We start from the raw sequence: 18,090 nt of genomic DNA on the forward strand, positions 1-18,090 counted from the left end.
CGCATGACCACTTCTGACTCTTCTCACCACGCGCGCGTCGTCACAGCAGCGCGCGATTACCTGATCGGTTTGCAAAGCCGCATCACGTGCGCGATTGCGGCCAAGGACGGCGGTACCTTCTTGGTCGATCCGTGGGAAAAAGGCCCGGGCGAGCAGTTGCAAGGCAATGGCATTACCCAAATCTTGGAAAACGGAGCTGTGTTTGAGCGTGCCGGTTGTGGGTTTTCGCATGTGCGCGGCCCCAAGTTGCCGCCATCGGCCACGCAGCACCGCCCTGAGTTGGCGGGGGCGCCCTTTGAGGCTATGGGCGTGTCGTTGGTGTTTCACCCGCGTAACCCGTATGTGCCCACGGTGCACATGAATGTGCGCATGATTGCCGCCACACCCGCCAACGGCCAAACTGTGGCTTGGTTTGGCGGTGGCATGGACCTGACGCCGTATTACGGCTTTGCCGAAGACGCGGTGCATTTCCACCAAACATGCCATGACGCGCTGGCGCCCTTTGGCGAAGGTCTGTACCCACGCTTTAAAACGTGGTGCGACGACTATTTCTGCAACAAACATCGCAACGAGCAGCGTGGCATTGGTGGCATCTTCTTTGACGACTTTTCCGAACTGGGCTTTGAACGCAGCTTTGACATGTTGCGCAGCGTGGGCGATGCCTTTGTGAACGCCTACATGCCCATCGTGGAACGTCGCGAGCACACGCCGTACGGTGAACGCGAGCGTGAGCATCAGTTGTATCGCCGTGGGCGCTATGTGGAGTTCAACTTGGTGTGGGACCGTGGCACGCACTTTGGCTTGCAGTCGGGCGGTCGCACCGAATCTATTTTGTTGTCCATGCCGCCGTTGGTGAGTTGGTCGTACCAACACCAACCTGAGCTGGGCTCGCCTGAACACGCGTTGCTGCACGAGTTTTTGGTGCCGCGCGACTGGCTGGCAGCGCATGCCTGACACCGAGATTGTTCGGTTAGGGGTGTTTGGCGGCGCGTTTGACCCACCGCATTTGGCGCATTTGGCGTTGGCGCAACGTGCGGTGGCGCAGTTTGGCTTGGATCGTTTGCTGATCATTCCCACCGGCCAAGCGTGGCATAAAACCCGCGCACTCACGGCCGCGCCGCATCGCTTGGCCATGACGCGTTTGGCCTTTGCCGAACTGCCGCAAGCTTGGGTGGATGCCCGTGAAATCGAGCGAGATGGCCCGACCTTTACCGTAGACACACTGAACGAGTTGCGGCTTGAATACCCCAACGCCCAATTGTTTTTATTCATCGGTGCCGACCAAGCGCGGGCCTTTCAGACGTGGCACCGTTGGCCAGAAATTTTGCAACGGGCCACCTTGGTGGTGGCGCAGCGGCCGTTGGACGACGGGGCAGAAAATCACAAGGTCGACGCACAGTGGCACAATGCGGTATCCCCCGACGTACAAATCTTGGACATGCCGAGCTTGCCCATCAGTGCCACCGAGATTCGGTCGCACTTGGCTCATGGCTCGCAGACTCAAGCTGCACCTCTGCATGAGTGGTTGTCTGCCTCTGTGCAGCACTACGTAGATCAACACAGACTTTACCGATTAGACCGATGACCGAAACCGCTGGCAAAAAAGATGTTCAAAAACTGCAACGCATCGTCGTAGATGCTTTGGAGGATGTGAAGGCGCAAGACTTGGCGGTGTTTGACACCGAACAACTGTCTTCGCTGTTTGAACGCGTGATCATCGCGTCGGGTACCTCGAACCGTCAAACCAAAGCCTTGGCCGCCAGCGTGCGCGACAAAGTGCGCGAAGCGGGCTTTTCAAAGCCGCGCATCGAAGGTGAAGACAACGGCGAATGGATCATTGTGGATTGCGGCGCTGTGGTGGTGCATGTCATGCAACCCACCATCCGTGGCTACTACAACCTCGAAGAAATCTGGGGCAGCAAGCCTGTGCGTTTGAAGTTCGGCGCGCCCAAGCCCGCTGCGCCAGAGCCTAAAGAACCCGCGCCCAAGAAGGCGGCTGCTAAAAAAGCAGGCGCTAAATCGACGGGCAAGAGCGCTGACAAAGCGTCTGACAAAGCCTTTGACAAAGCAGCCCCTAAAGCTGCTGGCCGTAGCGCAGCAGCCAAATCTGCACCGGCCAAAACAACGTCAGCCCGATCAGCCACCAAGCCTGCTGCCAAGAGCGCTGCGCCTAAAGCTGCAGCCGCTAAAACAACGGCCGCTCGCAAGCCTGCCGCTAAGACTGCCGACAAACCCGCAGCCAAACTGCCCGTAAAAACAGTGGGCCTGAAGGGCGCTAAATCGGCCTCTAAAGCGGCTGCTCGCACCGCATCGACCTCAGCTGGCAAACCTGCAGGCAAGCCCGCTGGTAACCGTGTGGCTGCCAAGAAGACACCTGCCCGCAAAGCATGAAGCTGTGGGTGGTCGCCGTCGGCCAACGTGTGCCCGACTGGGCGCAAACCGCTTGGGACGATTACGCCAAGCGGTTCCCCTCTGAGCTCAAAGTCGAGCTCAAAGCGGTGAAAACCGAGCCGCGCAGCTCTAAAACCTTAGAAACCATCTATGCCGCAGAGCGCGAGCGCATCGAGGCCGCTATTCCGCGAGGTTGCCGCATCGTGGCATTGGATGAGCGCGGCACCAACCTCACCACCGTCGCCTTGGCGGCCAAGCTCAAACATTGGCAACTCGAAGCCGATGATGTGGCGCTGGTGATCGGCGGCCCCGATGGTTTAGACCCCGCCTTCAAGCAAGCCGCCCACGAGCGCATTCGCATTTCCGATTTGACCTTGCCGCACGCCATGGTGCGCGTGCTGTTGGTGGAGCAGCTCTACCGCGCATGGTCGATCAACGCCAACCACCCGTATCACCGCGAGTGAACGTTGTCATCGAAACAAATCTCACCATGCCTTCATCTCAATTCGTTTATCTGGCTTCACAAAGCCCGCGTCGCCGCCAGTTGCTGGAGCAATTAGGGGTGCGTTATGAATTGCTGTTGGCCGACGACACCGAAGATGCGGAAGCACTTGAGGTGGTGTTGCCCGGCGAAGCCCCGCGTGCCTATGTGCAACGCGTGACCTTGCTCAAACTCGACGCTGCGCTGAGCCGCATGAAACACCGAGGCTTGCCACTGGCGCCCGTGTTGTGCAGCGACACCACGGTGGCCTTGGGCAAAACCATTTTGGGCAAACCGGATGACGCCAAGCATGCCAGTCAAATTTTGAACCAACTGAGTGGCCAGACGCACCGTGTGTTGACGTCTGTGGCGATGGGCGCGCTCACCAAAACAGGCGCTGTACGCAAGCAAGTGCAAGGCTTGAGCGTGTCCCAAGTGCGCTTTGCCCCCTTGACCCGCACCCAAATTCAAAGCTACGTGGCCAGTGGCGAGCCCATGGGCAAAGCGGGCGCCTATGCGGTGCAGGGCAGGGCGGCGGCGTACATCGCGCACATCAGTGGCAGTTACTCTGGCATCATGGGTTTGCCGATGTTCGAGACTGCGCAACTGTTGCGTGAGTTTGGTTTCAAGGTTTAACAGCGGTTCAACGTTTACCCATGTCCATGCAACAAGATATTTTGATCAACTGGTCACCCCAAGAAACGCGTGTGGCGGTGGTCGAAACGGGCGCTGTGCAAGAGTTGCATGTCGAGCGCACCTTAGAGCGCGGCTTGGTGGGCAACGTCTACCTAGGCAAAGTGGCGCGGGTGTTGCCAGGCATGCAATCAGCCTTCATCGACATTGGCCTAGAGCGAGCAGCGTTTTTGCACGTGGCCGATTTGATGAGCAGCGTGTCTGCCCGCCATGCCGACACCGAAAAAGGTGAGCCAGCGCCTGTGGTGCCGATTGAGAAGCAGGTGTTTGAAGGTCAATCGATTTTGGTGCAAGTCATCAAAGACCCGATTGGCACCAAAGGCGCACGCTTGTCGTCACAAATCAGCATTGCGGGACGCTTGCTGGTGTTTTTGCCGCAAGACCAACACATTGGCGTATCCCAAAAAATCCCGCTTGAACAGCGTGAAGCCCTGCGTCGTCGCCTGCAAGCCCTGGCCGATGCGGGCGCTCCCAATGGGCAAACCGGCGGCTTCATTTTGCGCACCAATGGCGAAGAGGCCGATGACGAGGCCTTGGGTGAAGACATCGCTTATCTGCGTAAAACATGGGCGCGCATCAAAGACGCGTCCACCCGCATGCCGCCTAAGTCACTGCTGCACCAAGACCTGAGCTTGCTGCAGCGCGTGCTGCGCGACTTGGTGGGTGAAGCCACACAAACCATTCGCATCGATTCGGCCGAGCAATTTGCCACGCTGCAAGCGTTTGGCGCGGAGTTCACCCCATCTTCGGTGCAAAAGCTGCAACTCTACAAAGGCGAGCGGCCCATTTTTGACCTCTTCAACATCGATGAAGAAGTAGCCAAAGCCCTAGGCCGCCGTGTCGACCTCAAATCGGGCGGCTACCTGATCGTGGACCAGACCGAGGCGCTGACCACAGTAGACGTGAACACGGGTGGTTTTGTGGGCGCGCGCAATTTTGACGAAACCATTTTTAAAACCAACCTTGAAGCCGCGGGCGCGATTGCGCGTCAGCTGCGCTTGCGTAACTTGGGTGGCATCGTCATCGCCGACTTCATCGACATGACCCGCGAAGACCACCGTGAGGCCGTGTTGGCCGAGTTTCGCAAACAGCTGGCGCGTGACCGCGTGAAAACCATGGTCAGCGGATTTTCGGCCTTGGGTTTGGTGGAGATGACGCGCAAGCGCACCCGCGAATCATTGGCCCACATGCTGTGTGAGGCGTGTCCCGTGTGCGAAGGCAAAGGCAGCGTTAAAACCGCCCGCACCGTGACCTACGACATCTTGCGCGAGATCTTGCGCGAAGCCCGCCAGTTCAACCCCCGCGAGTTCCGCGTGATTGCCTCACCGGGCGTGATTGACGTGCTGCTGGATGAAGAAAGCCAGCACTTGGCAGGTTTGAGTGACTTCATTGGCAAGCCCATTTCGCTGCAAGCTGAGTCGGCGATGGCGCAGGAGCAATACGACATTGTGTTGATGTAAACCGCCGTGTCCAGCGTTTGTGTTCAAACGCTGCTTTGTGTCGGGCTGCTTGTTCTTAGGCGACCAGCTTGAAGTGTTTGCGGCTGAAATCAAGTCCAAATGCTTTTTCAAGCTTCATCAACAAGCGGTGACGTTTTTCACGCTTGGTTAACTTGTATGCCGGATCGATGGTGAAGCTCTTTTCGGCAGAGCTTTCTAGCCACGGTTTGACCAACACAGGATGCGTGCCGTTGAAGGGTTGCAACACCTGCGCATCAAACTGGCTGTAACGGACAACAGGGGCCCCGTGTGACCAAAATTTGCTCACTTGGTCGAGCTTCTTTTGCATAGCCTCATTGCTGCGCACCCAGCCGTAGTGGTAGATGTGTGCATTGGCTAAAGCAGCTTGCGGGTTGCGCGGCTTTTTGTGGTCGCTGGTGATGAGCCAATATTGGCCATCGGGTGCATACGAACGAATGGTGTTACGAATCAAGCGGCATTCGCGCCTGTACCAAGCAGGGCTGTTGGCCACAAACTCAGGCGTGCCGTAAAAATGGAAGTAATCAAATACCAAAGCTTCGACCGCAGGGTTTGCGTGATGCTGGTCAACGCTGGCTCGAATGTTGGCTAACTCGGCTTCGTGCACCAATTCGTCGCCTTCTAAATAAAACGCCCAGTCGCCTGTGCAAGCGTATTGGGCGATCATTTTTTGTTGGGCGTAGACAAAGCCACGGTCGGCCATGCGTTCATTCCAGATGGTTTCGATGATGCGAACCTTGGACGAGTCGATGGCTTTCACACGCGCCAAGGTGTCGTCGTTGCTTTGGCCCACGACCACAACAAATTCATCGACCAAGGGCAGCAACGAACGAATAGAGGCCTCGAACGGAAAGCCCAGCTCAACGCCGTTACGAATGAAGGTGAAACCGCTGATGGAGGCTTGGCTCATGCTGACTCGCTGTCTGAAATAAAAGTCGTGGAAGGTCGATGGATTAAATTGGGCGCATCGTCTTGGTGTGTGACGGCCACAGCGTGCAAAGCCGCATAAGCCCCGTGGCGGCTCATCAGCGCCTTATGTGTCCCCGTCTCCACCACTTCCCCCGCTTGCATGACCACGATCACATCGGCGTGCTCAATGGTGGATAAGCGATGCGCAATGACCAGCGATGTGCGGCCTTGCATCAGCGTTTTGAGTGCATTTTTGACGGCTTGCTCGGAGGCTGTGTCGAGCGCGGAGGTGGCTTCGTCCAAGATCAAAATGGGGGCGTCTTTGTACAGCGCTCTGGCAATGGCCAAACGCTGGCGCTGTCCGCCTGAGAGCTGCGTGGCGTTATGGCCGACTTGGGTATGTTCTTGTTCAGGCAGGGCGCGTACGTAGTCGGCCAAGTTGGCGGCTTCTAGCGCGCGCCACAGGCGTGCGTGGTCCAGTTCTTCGCCCAACGCAATGTTGTGCGCGACGGTGTCGTTGAACATCACCACGTCTTGGCTGACATAGGCCACTTGGCTGCGCAAACTGGCCAGTGACCAGTCTTGCAACTTCACGCCGTCTAAGCAGACTTGGCCACGGGTGGGCTCTAAAAAACGAGGCACCAAATTGGCCAAACTGGTTTTTCCTGAGCCCGAAGGGCCGACCAAGGCCACGGTTTGGCCGGGATGAATGGTCAAACTCACGCCGTTCAACGCGGGTTGCGTGGCGCTGGGGTATTGCAAGGTGACGTGCTCAAACGTAATTTCACCGCGCACTTGTGTGCTGGTGTGTGTGCCTTGGGTTTCATCGGCCACTTGCGTCAAGAGGTTGAGTCCGCGTTCTAGCGAGGTGATGCCGCGCGTGAGGCTGGCAACCACTTCGGACAGATGCTTGATGGGCGAAATGAGCATCAGCATGGCGGTGATGAACGCCGCAAAGCTGCCCACGGTCACAGCGGGTTGGTCGGGGTTATGCGTACCTTGCCAAATGGCCGTCGTGATGACCGCAGACAAGGCTAAGGCAGCCAGCATTTGAATCAACGGTGTCATGACCGAGTTGGCGACGACAGACTTGAGCGCCAGTTGGCGCAATTTTTGGTTAACTTCCGCAAACTTGGCTGTTTGACTGCTTTGCGCGTTGTGCAGACGCACCATGCGGTAAGCCAGCACGTTTTCTTCCACCACATAAGCCAGGGCGTCGGTGGCGTCTTGGCCGGCGCGCATGACGCGGTCTAAGCGTCGCGACAGGGTTTTAACCACCCAAGCGATGGGCGGAAAAATGGCAAACACAATCAGCGTCAAGTGCCAGTTGATGTACAGCAGGTAGCCAAGCAGGGCGATCAAGGTGACCGAATCTTTGGCCAACGCCAGAACGGTGGTGACCAGCTGGGATGCACCCGCATTGACTTCGTAAATGATGGAGTTGGTCAGGCCACTGGCATGTTTGTCTTGAAACAACTGGGGGTCGGCGCGCAGCAGCTTTTCAAACAGGCGTTGGCGGATGGTTTCGAGCGAGGCGTTGGTCACACGGGCCAAACAGTAACTGGCCACAAAGCCAGCCAAACCGCGCACCCCAAACAACAGCAACAGCACCACAGGAATCTTCCAAAGCACCAATTCGCCTTGCTGGAAACCTTTGTCTAGCAATGGTTTCATCAAGGCCGGAATAGCGGGTTCGGTGGCTGAACCTATCAAAATACCCACAATCGCCAAAACCAAAGTGCCTGGGTGGCCTGCAAACCAAGGAGCAACACGTCGCAGTCTTTGCCACAAAGAGTCAGATGCAGCGGCGGTTTCGGGGTGGATCATGGATGATTTGTGTTTCAGCGAGAGATTCAGCATTATCGCCACTCGCTCACGCACTAAAATCTTGCGCTAACTTACAGACTGCTGAAAACCACATGACTCTGAATTGCTTGCGAACCGTTCTTAGCTTTTTGACAGCCTGCGTTTTGGCCGTGCCCGCTTGGGCGCAGTTCCGCGTCGAAGTGTCGGGCGTGGGCATGACGCAAGTGCCGATTGCTTTTGCACCGTTGCGGGGCGAAGAGGCTTCGCCGCAAAAGATCGCCGCCATCGTGCAAGCCGATTTGGAACGCAGCGGGCAGTTTCGTGGTTTGAATGCTGACCATACATCGGATGAAACCGAGCGTCCTGACTTGAGCGGCGTGCGTCAAAAGGGCGCCGATGCGTTGCTCACAGGCAGCGTGAGCCGCATGAACGATGGCCGCTTTGATGTGCGCATTCGTTTGTGGGACGCCGTGCGCAACCAAGACTTAGGTGCCATGAGCTATGCCGTGCCGCCTGCCGATTTGCGTTTGGCCGCCCACCGCATTGCAGACTTTGTGTACGAAAAACTCACGGGTGACCGTGGCGTGTTTTCCACCCGCATTGCGTACGTGACCAAAGCCTCGGGGCGCTACAACCTGTGGGTGGCCGATGCCGATGGCGAAAACGCGCAATCGGCCTTGGCCAGTCCTGAACCCATCATTTCGCCCAGCTGGTCCCCACAAGGTGGGCAGTTGGCTTACGTGTCGTTTGAGTCGCGCAAACCTGTGGTGTATGTGCACGATGTATCGAGCGGCAAGCGCCATGTGGTGGCCAATTTCCGCGGTTCCAACAGCGCGCCCACTTGGTCGCCCGATGGCCGCACGATGGCGGTGACGTTGAGCCGTGATGGTGGTTCGCAACTCTTTTTGATCGATGCTAAAGGCGGCGAGCCTCGTCGTTTGACGCAGTCTGCTGGCATTGACACCGAGCCTGTGTTCTCGCCCGATGGCACGGCCATTTACTTTGTGAGTGACCGTGGCGGTGCGCCTCAGATTTACCGCATGCCTGCGCAAGGCGGCCCCGCCAATCGCGTGACGTTCAACGGCACGTACAACATTTCGCCCGCCGTCAGTCCCGATGGGCGTTGGTTAGCTTATGTGTCGCGCATTGGCGGTGCGTTCAAGCTGCATGTGATGGACATAGCCAGCGGCAACGTGAGCGCCATCACCGACACCTCTGCGGACGAGCGCCCCAGCTTTGCCCCCAACAGCCGATTGATCACCTATGCCACACACCAAGATGGCCGTGAAGCTTTGATGACCACCACGCTCGATGGCCGCATCAAAGCGCGTTTGTCGGGCAAAGGTGGCGATTTGCGTGAGCCGCATTGGGGCCCATTCATCAAAGCCCAACCTTAATTGCTTCTTTTTCTTTTTTCCTTTTTGAGTTCATACGTTCATGAAAAAATTTCTGTTGCTTCTTTCTTTTGTTGCCGTCTTGTCGGGCTGTGCATCGGGCGTCAAGCTTGATGAAGTGCCTGTGGACGAGCGCTCAGGCTCTTCCTCCAATTTGCCTGGCTCAGGCGCTGCGGGTTCTAACCTCGATGGCCGCGGCTTGAATGGTTTGAATGGCATGCGCCCCGGCCCTGCGGGCGTGGACAACGTGATCTTGTTTGATTACGACAGCTACACCGTGCGCGCTGAATACCAATCGACATTGGCCGCACATGCCCGTTATTTGCGTGCCGACAAAACCCTGCGCGCCAACATCGAGGGTCATACCGACGAACGTGGTGGCCGTGAGTACAACTTGGCGCTGGGTCAAAAGCGTTCCGAGTCTGTGCGCCGTGCCTTGAGCGTGTTGGGCGTGCCCGATACACAAATGGAAGCGGTGAGTTACGGCAAAGAAAAGCCAGCGATGCAGGGCACTGATGAGGCCGCATTTGCCAAAAACCGTCGTGCTGAGATTACCTACCGATGAAAACACCTGTTGCTTTGACTTTGCGCGTGGCCGCACTGGCTGTGGGCTTGTGGCTCACGCCTGTGGCGCATGCCGCCTTGTTCGCTGACGACGAAGCCCGTCGCGCCATCATTGATTTGCGTGAACGGGTGGAGCGCCAAGGCGAAGAAATCAAACAATTTCAGCGCAGCTTGCTCGACCAGCAAGAGCAGTTTGAATCGCTTCGCAAAGAAGCGGCGCAATTGCGCGGTGAAAAAGAAGAGCTGACACAAGAGCTGCGTAAGCAGCAAAACTTGGCCAAAGACTTGGCGCAAGGTGTGGACGAGCGTTTGCGCAAGTTTGAACCCGTCAAAGTCAAGGTAGACGGTGTGGAGTTTTTGGCGGAGCCCGCAGAGGTGCGTGCCTATGACGATGCTGTGGCTGTCTTTCGCAAAGGCGACTTCACCGCAGCCAGCGCCAGTTTGGGCGACTTCATTCGTCGTTACCCCAAAAGCGGGTATGCGACCACGGCGCTGTTTTGGCTAGGCAACGCGCAATATGCCAACCGTGAATACAAAGAAGCGATTCGCAACTTCTCCGTGCTGTTGGTCGGCTCGCCCAACCACTTGCGAGCGCCCGAAGCCATGCTGTCGGTGGCGAACTGTCAATTGGAGTTGAAAGACATCAAGGCCGCTCGCAAAACCTTCGAAGACGTGATCAAGACCTACCCACAATCCGAGGCTGCCAGCGCTGCCCGTGAACGCTTGAGCAAACTCAAATGAACGATATTCAGACACTCACCCAACAGGTCCTCGCGGCCTTTTTTTTGATGTCATTTGTGTTGGGCGTGATCAGCCAACGCACACACTTTTGCACCATGGGTGCCGTGTCTGATGTGGTGAATATGGGCGACTGGACGCGTGCACGCCAATGGATGGCCGCGGTGGGCGTGGTCATGATTGGCTTTGCCGCGTTGTCGGGCTCCGGCCAAATTGACGCCAGTAAAACCTTGTACGCCGGATCGCGCTTCATTTGGTTGTCGACCTTGGTGGGCGGCTTCATGTTTGGTTACGGCATGGTCATTTCGTCGGGCTGTGGCAACAAAACCTTGGTGCGCATTGGTGGCGGTAACCTCAAATCGGTGGTGGTGTTTGTGGTGATGGGCGTGAGTGCTTTTGCCACGCTCAAAGGCATCACAGCCGTGGTACGTGTCAATGTGTTGGACGCCGTGGCGCTGGACATGCCCACAGGGGCGCATTTGGGATCATGGTTGGGCCCCGTGTTGGGCATCTCTCCCGACTTGGCCGTTGTGTATGCGGGGTTTGTGCTGGGCGCTGTGTTTTTGGCATTGGCTTTGCGTCACAAAGACTTCTGGCGCTTTGACAACCTGATCGCCAGCGTGGGCGTGGGTGCCATCGTGGTGGGCTTGTGGTGGATCAGCGGGCATGTTGGCTTTGTCGCCGAACACCCAGAAACGCTAGAGCCCGTTTACGTGGCGACCAATTCTGGGCGCATTGAAGCCCTGACCTTCGTGGCACCTGTCGCGCATGCCTTGGATTGGTTGATGTTCTTCAGCGACAAATCCAAAGTGCTGACCGCTGGCGTCGTGTCCGTGGTGGGCATCATCTGTGGCTCGGCCGTGTCGGCCTTGTTGAGCAAGACCTTTCGCTGGGAAGGCTTTGCCAACCAACGTGATTTGGCCAACCATTTGATGGGCAGCGTGCTCATGGGCGTGGGCGGTGTGACGGCCATGGGTTGCACGTTTGGCCAAGGTTTGAGTGGCATGTCCACCCTTAGCCTGAACGCCTTTGTGGCGGTGGCTGCTATTTTGGTGGGCGCTGTCGTGGCCTTGCGTCAGCAAGCGGCACGCATGGAAGCCAGCTACTGTGGTTGATGCCGCTCTGCAGCAGCGTCGCTTTGGTGGTTTAGAACGGCTTTACGGCGTGAGCGGCGCGCAACACATTCGCGCAGCCCATGTGGTGGTGGTCGGAATTGGCGGTGTGGGCTCTTGGACCGCAGAGGCCCTGGCCCGCAGCGGGGTGGGGCGCTTGACCCTGATCGATCTCGATCATGTGGCGGAGTCCAATATCAACCGACAAATTCACGCGCTCGATACGACGGTCGGCATGGCCAAAGTAGAGGCCATGCGTGAACGCATTGCCCACATCAACCCCGATTGCGTGGTGACTTGCATCGACGACTTCGTTGAACCTGCGAATTGGCCAAGTCTTTTGGGCGAAGCGATCAACACGGTGGATGCGGTGGTGGACGCCTGCGACCAAGTCAAAGCAAAAACAGCGATGGCGGCTTGGGCCTTGAAGCACAAACGCTTGTTCATCAGCGTGGGCGCTGCGGGCGGCAAACGGCTGGCGCACAAAGTGGACATCGACGACTTGTCGCTCACCACGCACGATCCTTTGTTGGCACAACTGCGTTACCGCTTGCGCAAAGAACATGGCGCGCCGCGTGAAGGTAAAAAAATAGGTGTCGCTTGTGTGTTCAGCCGTGAAGCTGTGGCGCCACCGGACGCCAGTTGCGCCCTGGAAGGGGACGGCACCTTGAACTGTCATGGCTATGGTTCGGTGGTCAGCGTGACCGCCACCTTTGGTCAATGCGCAGCGGGTTGGATAATTGATGAAATTTCTTCGCGCTCATTGGCAAAACAGCCAAAATAGCGTTATACTTTGAGTCTTCGCAGGGTACACAGTAAATACTGTTTGCAAGGCGTGATGGGACCATAGCTCAGTTGGTAGAGCAGCGGACTTTTAATCCGTTTGTCGTGGGTTCGACCCCCGCTGGTCCCACCAAGTATTTAAGGGTTAGCAAAGAAATTTGCTAACCCTTTTTGCTTTTTCTCTTCCGCATTTTTCAGCCCGTTCACCGAACGGAACAGTCATCAGATTTTTTGCATCTGAGTTCGTACATGACAGAACTTTTATTTGCCTTTTATTTCTTGGTGCTGCTGGCCACGCTGCTGCTGAAGAGCCCTGTCATCAAAGGGCCTTGGCTGTTCTTGATGCGGGCCTTCTTTCCCAATTGGAAGTTTTTTCATGCCGTAGGGCATGTGCCGCATTTGTATGCACGGTCTGCGGTGCTGCAAACGCCGGGGGATTTGCTTTGGTCGGATTGGGTGCTGATTTACCCACGGCGCACACGTCGTTGGCATCATTTCGTTCACAACCCTGACACCAATCTAGGACTGGGCCAACAAAACTTGGTCGATCACTTTTGGGCAGACTTGTACGACTTGCCTGAAGGCGCAGACCCACGTCGTTTGGTGACTTACGCCATGATTTCGCGCTTGGTCGCAGACGTGTTTCGCGCGCGCGATACAAGCTTCACGCACAGCCAGTTTGAGCTGCGCATGGTGTTGGAGAGCCCGGCCGAAACCGTCGACACACACGTGATGATGACCTCGCCGGTGCTGCCATGCTGATGGCCATTCGAGCCACTGAGCTCTTGTTTGCTTGGAGTTTGTTCATTCAAACGCTGGAGTACTTGCGCATGGGCAAGGCCACCGCGAATGAGGGGCTTTGGTCTTGGTCATTGCAACGTGCCGATATTCCCAATGCATCGGCGCGGGCTTGGTTCGATGTGTTGTTCAAACCTCGCGTGCATCAGCTGCACTTGCTTTTGCGTTTGTTGGCGGCCGTATGGCTGGCAGCACAGGGCGCATCGTTGCCGCTGATTGGTTTTTTGTTTGTGGGCAACTTACTCATTCTGATTCGTTGGCGCGGTGCGTTCAATGGCGGTAGCGACTTCATGACCTTGGTCGTGCTCACGGGCTTGTTGATCTCGCAAGTGGTGAGCGTCTTCGCCAATCCACAGCGAGGCTGGCAAGCAGGCTTTTGGTACATCGCCATTCAGGCCATCACCTCGTACTTCATGTCAGGCTCTGTCAAGCTGCTTAGGCGCGAATGGCGCAATGGCTCGGCCATGACCGTCTTTTTGAATGGCGCGATTTACGGACCTCTATCGGCGACACACCCGCTGCGCAACACTTGGTTAGCCATGTTGGGTTCGTGGGGCTTTATCGTCTGGGAAATCCTGTTTCCATTGAGCCTGCTTGACCCGAGGCTCGCCGCTGTGTTTTGCACGGTCGCTGCGCTGTTTCACTTCTTGGTGTTTTGGTTCTTTGGCTTGAACCGATTTTTCTGGGCGTGGCTGTGCGCGTTCCCCGCCATCATTTGGTGCAGCGCGCAGTTCAGCACGCAAGTTTTGGGGCTGTGACGCCCGACCTCAAGCGCAGCTTGTTGATGCTGCGCTTGGGCCTTGCTTAGGCCATTGCGCTTTCAATGGCGTCCATGGCTTCGGTCACTTCCAGCCAACGCAACTCAAGCGCCGCCAGTTCATCTTCCACCGCTTTGAGGCGTTTGCCTGCTTCGGCAATGTCTGCAGGGGGCAGAGGGGTGGCGAGTTTGTCGTGCAGCGCGGTTTTTTCAGATTCCAGCGTGGCCATGGTTTTTTCCACGCCATCGAGTTCTTTTTTCAACGGGCGTTTTTTCTCGTTGATGTCTTTGCGCAGCTGAGCGTCTTCTTTGCGTTGGTCGCGAGAGGCCACCGGCGCAGCAGCTTTAGCTACTGGAGCCGCAGCTTGCACAACAGGTGCCACCACTTCAGCCACAGGCGTAACAACAGCAGGCTTGAGAGCCGCTGCATTGGCCGCAGCCACAGCTTCGGCACGCAAGCGTTTGCCTTCGTCCAGCAGGTAGCGTTGGTAGTCGTCCAAGTCGCCGTCAAAGGGCTCCACGCCACCGCGTGACACCATCCAGAACTCGTCACACACAGCACGCAGCAAGGCGCGGTCATGGCTGACCAGCATCACGGTGCCTTCAAATTCGTTCAGCGCCATGCTCAGCGCTTCGCGGGTGGCCAAGTCCAAGTGGTTGGTAGGCTCGTCCATCAGAAGCAAGTTGGGGCGTTGCCACACCAACATGCACAGCACGAGGCGGGCTTTTTCGCCACCGCTCATGCTGCCCACGGCTTGCTTGACCATGTCGCCGCCAAAGTTGAACTGACCCAAGAAGCTGCGCAAGTCTTGCTCGCGTGTGGCTTGGCCGGCCAGCTTGCCGTCGATGGTGAGTTTTTTCGCCAAGGCAATCATGTGGTCGAGCGGGTTGTCTGCGGGGTGCAACACGTCGAGTTCTTGCTGCGCAAAGTAGCCGATGTTCAGGCCTTTGCCCTCAGTCACTTCGCCACCCAAGGCACCCAAATCACGCGCAATGGTTTTCACCAGCGTGGATTTACCTTGGCCGTTGGCACCCAAGATGCCAATGCGCTGACCCGCCAACACCGAGCGGCTGACGTTTTGAACGATGACCGTGGGCGGTGTGCCCGCGGGCGCGTCGGCGGGGGCAGGGTAGCCCACGCTCACGCCTTGCATGCTCAGCATGGGGTTGGGCAAGTTGGCGGGTTCTTTGAACTCGAAGCTGAAGTCGGCCTCGGCCAACAACGGCGCAATTTTTTCCATGCGGTCCAAAGCCTTGACGCGGCTTTGCGCTTGCTTGGCTTTGCTGGCCTTGGCTTTGAAGCGTGCAATGAACTTTTGCAAATGCGCGATCTTGTCTTGCTGTTTGGAAAATGCGTTTTGTTGCAGCTCCATTTGCTCGGCGCGCATGTCTTCAAACTTGCTGTAGTTGCCGCCGTAGCGCACCAGCTTGCCCGCGTCGATGTGCAGGGTGACGTTGGTCACGGCATCCAAAAATTCGCGGTCATGGCTGATGACAACCATCGTGCCTTCGTAGCGCTTGAGCCAAGCTTCGAGCCACACCAAAGCGTCCAAGTCCAAGTGGTTGGTCGGCTCATCTAGCAGCAGCAAATCAGACGGGCACATCAGCGCACGCGCCAATTGCAAACGCATGCGCCAACCGCCTGAGAAGCTGTTCACAGGATTGTCGAGCTCGGTCGTTTTAAAACCCAGACCCAAGATGAGCGCTTGTGCGCGTGACTGTGCATCGTGCTCGCCTGCGTCGTACAAGGCCATGTAGGCGTTGCCCAAACGTTCGCCGTCATCGGTGGCTTCTGCCGCGGCCACTTCGTTGCGTGCGTCGTTCAAGACGGTGTCACCTTCAATCACGAACTCGGTGGCACTTTGCTCGGTCTCAGGCATGTCTTGAGACACTTGGCCCATGCGCCATTGCGTGGGGATGTAGAACTCGCCGGTGTCTTCTTGCAAGTTGCCGTTGAGCAACGCAAACAGCGAAGATTTGCCTGCGCCGTTGCGGCCCACCAAGCCAACTTTTTCACCAGGGTTCAAGGTGACGGTGGCGCCTTCGAGCAACACCTTGGCACTGCGGCGCAAGGTGACATTTTTAATCGTGATCATTGTGTATTTGCGCCTTCGACAATCGCTTGGCGTGTGAGGAGTAAGACCTGGTCGTCACCAGCACTGGTCGATAGCCACACGACATCTAAATTGGGAAAGGCTGCTTCAAAGTAATCGCGTTCGTGGCCAATTTCTAAAACCAAAACCGCGTGCTCGCTCATGTGTGCTGGGGCGTCGCGCAGCATTTGGCGAATAAAGTCCATGCCGTCATCGCCACCGGCCAAAGCGAGCGCGGGCTCGGCTTTGAATTCGGCAGGAAGTTCGGACATGCTTTGTGCATTCACATAAGGTGGGTTGCACAGTATCAGATCGAATACACCATCGGCCTTTGCCAAACCATCCGATTCGGCCAGCGTCATGCGGCCTTCAAGGCCGTGGCGTTCGATGTTGATTTGGGCCACAGCCAAAGCGTCTTTGGACAAGTCCAAGCCTTGAACGGTGATGTCTGGATAGGCCAACGCAGCCAAGATGCCAAGGCTGCCGTTGCCCGTGCACAGATCGAGCACGCGCGTGGTGTTGAGGTCTAGCCAAGGATCGATGCTGCCTTCGGCCAAGACTTCGGCAATGAGCGAGCGCGGCACGATGGCGCGTTCGTCGATGTAGAACGACACACCCTGCAACCACGCTTCTTGCGTGAGGTAAGCCGCAGGCTTGCGGCTGGCAATGCGGTGCTCAATGAAGGCTTGCACGCTGGCCACTTGGGTGGCGGGCAGTTCGAGGTTGTGCGCCTCGTCTGACACATCGGTGTCGAGCGGCAAACCCAGTTTCCACAGCACCAGCCATGCGGCTTCGTCGGCGGCGTTGGTGGTGCCGTGGCCGAAGCTCAAATTGCCTGCGGAGTGGGCAGCATCAAGCTGCTGCGCGCTCTGTGCAATGAGCGCGCTGAGTGTGAGAGATGGGTTCATTGTGCGGACGTGTTGGCCGGTGAGGCCAAGCCGTGCAGCTGTTCCAGCACACGGCGATAAATATTTTTCAGGGGATCCAAATCAGCCACGGCCACAAACTCGTTGATTTTGTGGATGGTGGCGTTGGGTGGGCCGAGCTCAATGACTTGCGGGCAAACTTGCGCAATGAAGCGCCCGTCGCTGGTGCCGCCGGTGGTGGACAGCTCGGTGTCAATGCCGGTTTCGTCGTGGATGGCGCGTTGCACGGCACCGACCAAGTCACCAGGCGTGGTGAGGAAGGGCAGGCCGCCAATCGTCCATTTGAGGTCGAACTCTAAGTGGTGCTTGTGCAGCACAGCAGTGAGGCGCTGTTGCAATTGCTCGGGCGTGGATTCGGTGCAGAAGCGGAAGTTGAAGTCCACCACGCATTCGCCCGGAATCACGTTGCTCGCACCTGTGCCCGCATGGATGTTGCTCACTTGCCAGCTGGTGGGCGGGAAGAAGTCGTTGCCTTTGTCCCATTCAATTGCCACCAACTCTGCCAACGCGGGGCTGAGCAAATGGATGGGGTTTTTGGCGAGTTGCGGATACGCAATGTGGCCTTGCACGCCTTTGACGGTGAGCTTGCCGCTCATCGTGCCGCGTCGGCCGTTTTTGATCATGTCGCCAGTGCGCTCGACCGAGGTGGGTTCGCCCACGATGCACCAGTCGAGCTTTTCGCCGCGGGCTTTCAAGGCTTCGCAGACTTTGACGGTGCCGTCGAGTGCTGGGCCTTCTTCGTCGCTGGTGAGCAAGAAGGCGATGTTGATGTTGGCATCCGCCTGAGCAGCTGCAAACTCTTCACACGCCACCACCATCGCTGCTAACGACGCTTTCATGTCGCTGGCACCACGGCCAAACAGTTTGCCATCGCGGTGGGTGGGGGTGAAGGGGTCGCTGGTCCATTGATCGATGGGGCCGGTGGGCACCACATCGGTGTGGCCTGCGAACACCAGTGTTTTGGCTCCTGCCTGTGCGCTGCGTTTGACAGCCCACAGGTTGCTCACGCGAAACGAGTCTGGTCCGCTGTCGATGCGCTCACACTCAAAACCGATGGGCGCAAGCCGTGCGGTGATGATGTCCAAACAGCCCGCGTCCTCGGGTGTGACCGACGGGCGCGAGATGAGTTGCTCGGTGAGCTGGAGTGTGCGAGACATCGAAAGGGCC

The 18,090-nt window shown here is 57.4% G+C and carries 18 protein-coding genes and 1 tRNA gene; 14 read left to right on the top strand and 5 right to left on the bottom strand.

The annotated features are described in order from the left end of the window. Positions 1-3: 3 nt before the first annotated feature. From hemF to rng, 6 genes are read left to right on the top strand one after another with little or no spacing between them, the layout of a single operon-like run. Positions 4-954 (top strand): oxygen-dependent coproporphyrinogen oxidase, encoded by a 951-nt coding sequence (hemF, locus tag C5F52_RS20210; protein ID WP_104800156.1) that lies wholly within the window; start codon positions 4-6, stop codon positions 952-954. Continuing rightward, positions 947-1,585, top strand: coding sequence for a nicotinate (nicotinamide) nucleotide adenylyltransferase (gene nadD, locus C5F52_RS20215; protein WP_104800157.1), 639 nt, complete (start codon positions 947-949; stop codon positions 1,583-1,585). Before hemF ends, nadD begins: the two co-directional genes overlap by 8 nt. After that, positions 1,582-2,391, top strand: a complete 810-nt coding sequence (rsfS, locus tag C5F52_RS20220) for a ribosome silencing factor (RefSeq protein WP_104800158.1) — start codon at positions 1,582-1,584, stop codon at positions 2,389-2,391. Before nadD ends, rsfS begins: the two co-directional genes overlap by 4 nt. After that, a complete protein-coding gene (rlmH, locus tag C5F52_RS20225; protein WP_104800159.1) occupies positions 2,388-2,855 on the top strand; it encodes a 23S rRNA (pseudouridine(1915)-N(3))-methyltransferase RlmH in 468 nt (155 codons plus the stop codon). Before rsfS ends, rlmH begins: the two co-directional genes overlap by 4 nt. 26 nt (positions 2,856-2,881) lie before the next feature. After that, complete coding sequence (locus tag C5F52_RS20230) at positions 2,882-3,508, top strand: nucleoside triphosphate pyrophosphatase (protein ID WP_104800160.1); 627 nt, start codon at positions 2,882-2,884, stop codon at positions 3,506-3,508. A gap of 26 nt (positions 3,509-3,534) precedes the next feature. After that, a complete protein-coding gene (gene rng / locus C5F52_RS20235; protein ID WP_104800194.1) occupies positions 3,535-5,025 on the top strand; it encodes a ribonuclease G in 1,491 nt (496 codons plus the stop codon). A gap of 55 nt (positions 5,026-5,080) precedes the next feature. On the opposite strand, the gene C5F52_RS20240 is transcribed toward rng, so the two are convergent. Then, a complete protein-coding gene (locus C5F52_RS20240; RefSeq protein ID WP_104800161.1) occupies positions 5,081-5,953 on the bottom strand; it encodes a glycosyltransferase in 873 nt (290 codons plus the stop codon). Next, positions 5,950-7,779, bottom strand: a complete 1,830-nt coding sequence (gene msbA / locus C5F52_RS20245; protein WP_104800195.1) for a lipid A export permease/ATP-binding protein MsbA — start codon at positions 7,777-7,779, stop codon at positions 5,950-5,952. The genes C5F52_RS20240 and msbA overlap by 4 nt, the downstream gene beginning before the upstream one ends. A gap of 92 nt (positions 7,780-7,871) precedes the next feature. Here msbA and tolB point away from each other — a divergent pair, with 92 nt between their 5' ends. The 8 genes from tolB (at position 7,872) to C5F52_RS20285 (ending at position 13,905) form a co-directional block, all read left to right on the top strand. Then, the gene (tolB, locus tag C5F52_RS20250; RefSeq protein ID WP_104800162.1) at positions 7,872-9,155 is read left to right on the top strand and encodes a Tol-Pal system beta propeller repeat protein TolB; all 1,284 of its coding nucleotides are present in this window, start codon (positions 7,872-7,874) and stop codon (positions 9,153-9,155) included. 40 nt (positions 9,156-9,195) lie between these two features. Beyond that, a complete protein-coding gene (gene pal / locus C5F52_RS20255) occupies positions 9,196-9,717 on the top strand; it encodes a peptidoglycan-associated lipoprotein Pal (protein WP_104800163.1) in 522 nt (173 codons plus the stop codon). Then, positions 9,714-10,457 carry a tol-pal system protein YbgF gene (gene ybgF, locus C5F52_RS20260; protein WP_104800164.1) on the top strand — a complete coding sequence of 248 codons (744 nt, stop codon included), beginning with the start codon at positions 9,714-9,716 and terminating at the stop codon, positions 10,455-10,457. Before pal ends, ybgF begins: the two co-directional genes overlap by 4 nt. Further along, positions 10,454-11,569, top strand: a complete 1,116-nt coding sequence (locus C5F52_RS20265; protein ID WP_104800165.1) for a YeeE/YedE family protein — start codon at positions 10,454-10,456, stop codon at positions 11,567-11,569. Before ybgF ends, C5F52_RS20265 begins: the two co-directional genes overlap by 4 nt. Then, positions 11,562-12,350 carry a ThiF family adenylyltransferase gene (locus C5F52_RS20270; protein WP_236657943.1) on the top strand — a complete coding sequence of 263 codons (789 nt, stop codon included), beginning with the start codon at positions 11,562-11,564 and terminating at the stop codon, positions 12,348-12,350. The genes C5F52_RS20265 and C5F52_RS20270 overlap by 8 nt, the downstream gene beginning before the upstream one ends. A gap of 56 nt (positions 12,351-12,406) precedes the next feature. Then, a tRNA-Lys gene (locus C5F52_RS20275) sits at positions 12,407-12,482 on the top strand. Positions 12,483-12,598: 116 nt separating this feature from the next. Further along, positions 12,599-13,111 carry a hypothetical protein gene (locus C5F52_RS20280; protein WP_104800166.1) on the top strand — a complete coding sequence of 171 codons (513 nt, stop codon included), beginning with the start codon at positions 12,599-12,601 and terminating at the stop codon, positions 13,109-13,111. Then, positions 13,105-13,905 (top strand): hypothetical protein, encoded by an 801-nt coding sequence (locus tag C5F52_RS20285; protein WP_104800167.1) that lies wholly within the window; start codon positions 13,105-13,107, stop codon positions 13,903-13,905. Before C5F52_RS20280 ends, C5F52_RS20285 begins: the two co-directional genes overlap by 7 nt. Positions 13,906-13,951: 46 nt before the next feature. On the opposite strand, the gene C5F52_RS20290 is transcribed toward C5F52_RS20285, so the two are convergent. The 3 genes from C5F52_RS20290 to dapE are packed head-to-tail and all read right to left on the bottom strand — an operon-like array spanning position 13,952 to position 18,080. Further along, positions 13,952-16,000, bottom strand: coding sequence for an ABC-F family ATP-binding cassette domain-containing protein (locus C5F52_RS20290; protein ID WP_104800168.1), 2,049 nt, complete (start codon positions 15,998-16,000; stop codon positions 13,952-13,954). Further along, complete coding sequence (prmB, locus tag C5F52_RS20295) at positions 15,997-16,905, bottom strand: 50S ribosomal protein L3 N(5)-glutamine methyltransferase (RefSeq protein WP_104800169.1); 909 nt, start codon at positions 16,903-16,905, stop codon at positions 15,997-15,999. The genes C5F52_RS20290 and prmB overlap by 4 nt, the downstream gene beginning before the upstream one ends. After that, positions 16,902-18,080, bottom strand: coding sequence for a succinyl-diaminopimelate desuccinylase (gene dapE, locus C5F52_RS20300; RefSeq protein ID WP_104800170.1), 1,179 nt, complete (start codon positions 18,078-18,080; stop codon positions 16,902-16,904). Before dapE ends, prmB begins: the two co-directional genes overlap by 4 nt. Positions 18,081-18,090: the final 10 nt, after the last annotated feature.

It is taken from the genome of Limnohabitans sp. TS-CS-82 (assembly GCF_002943475.1).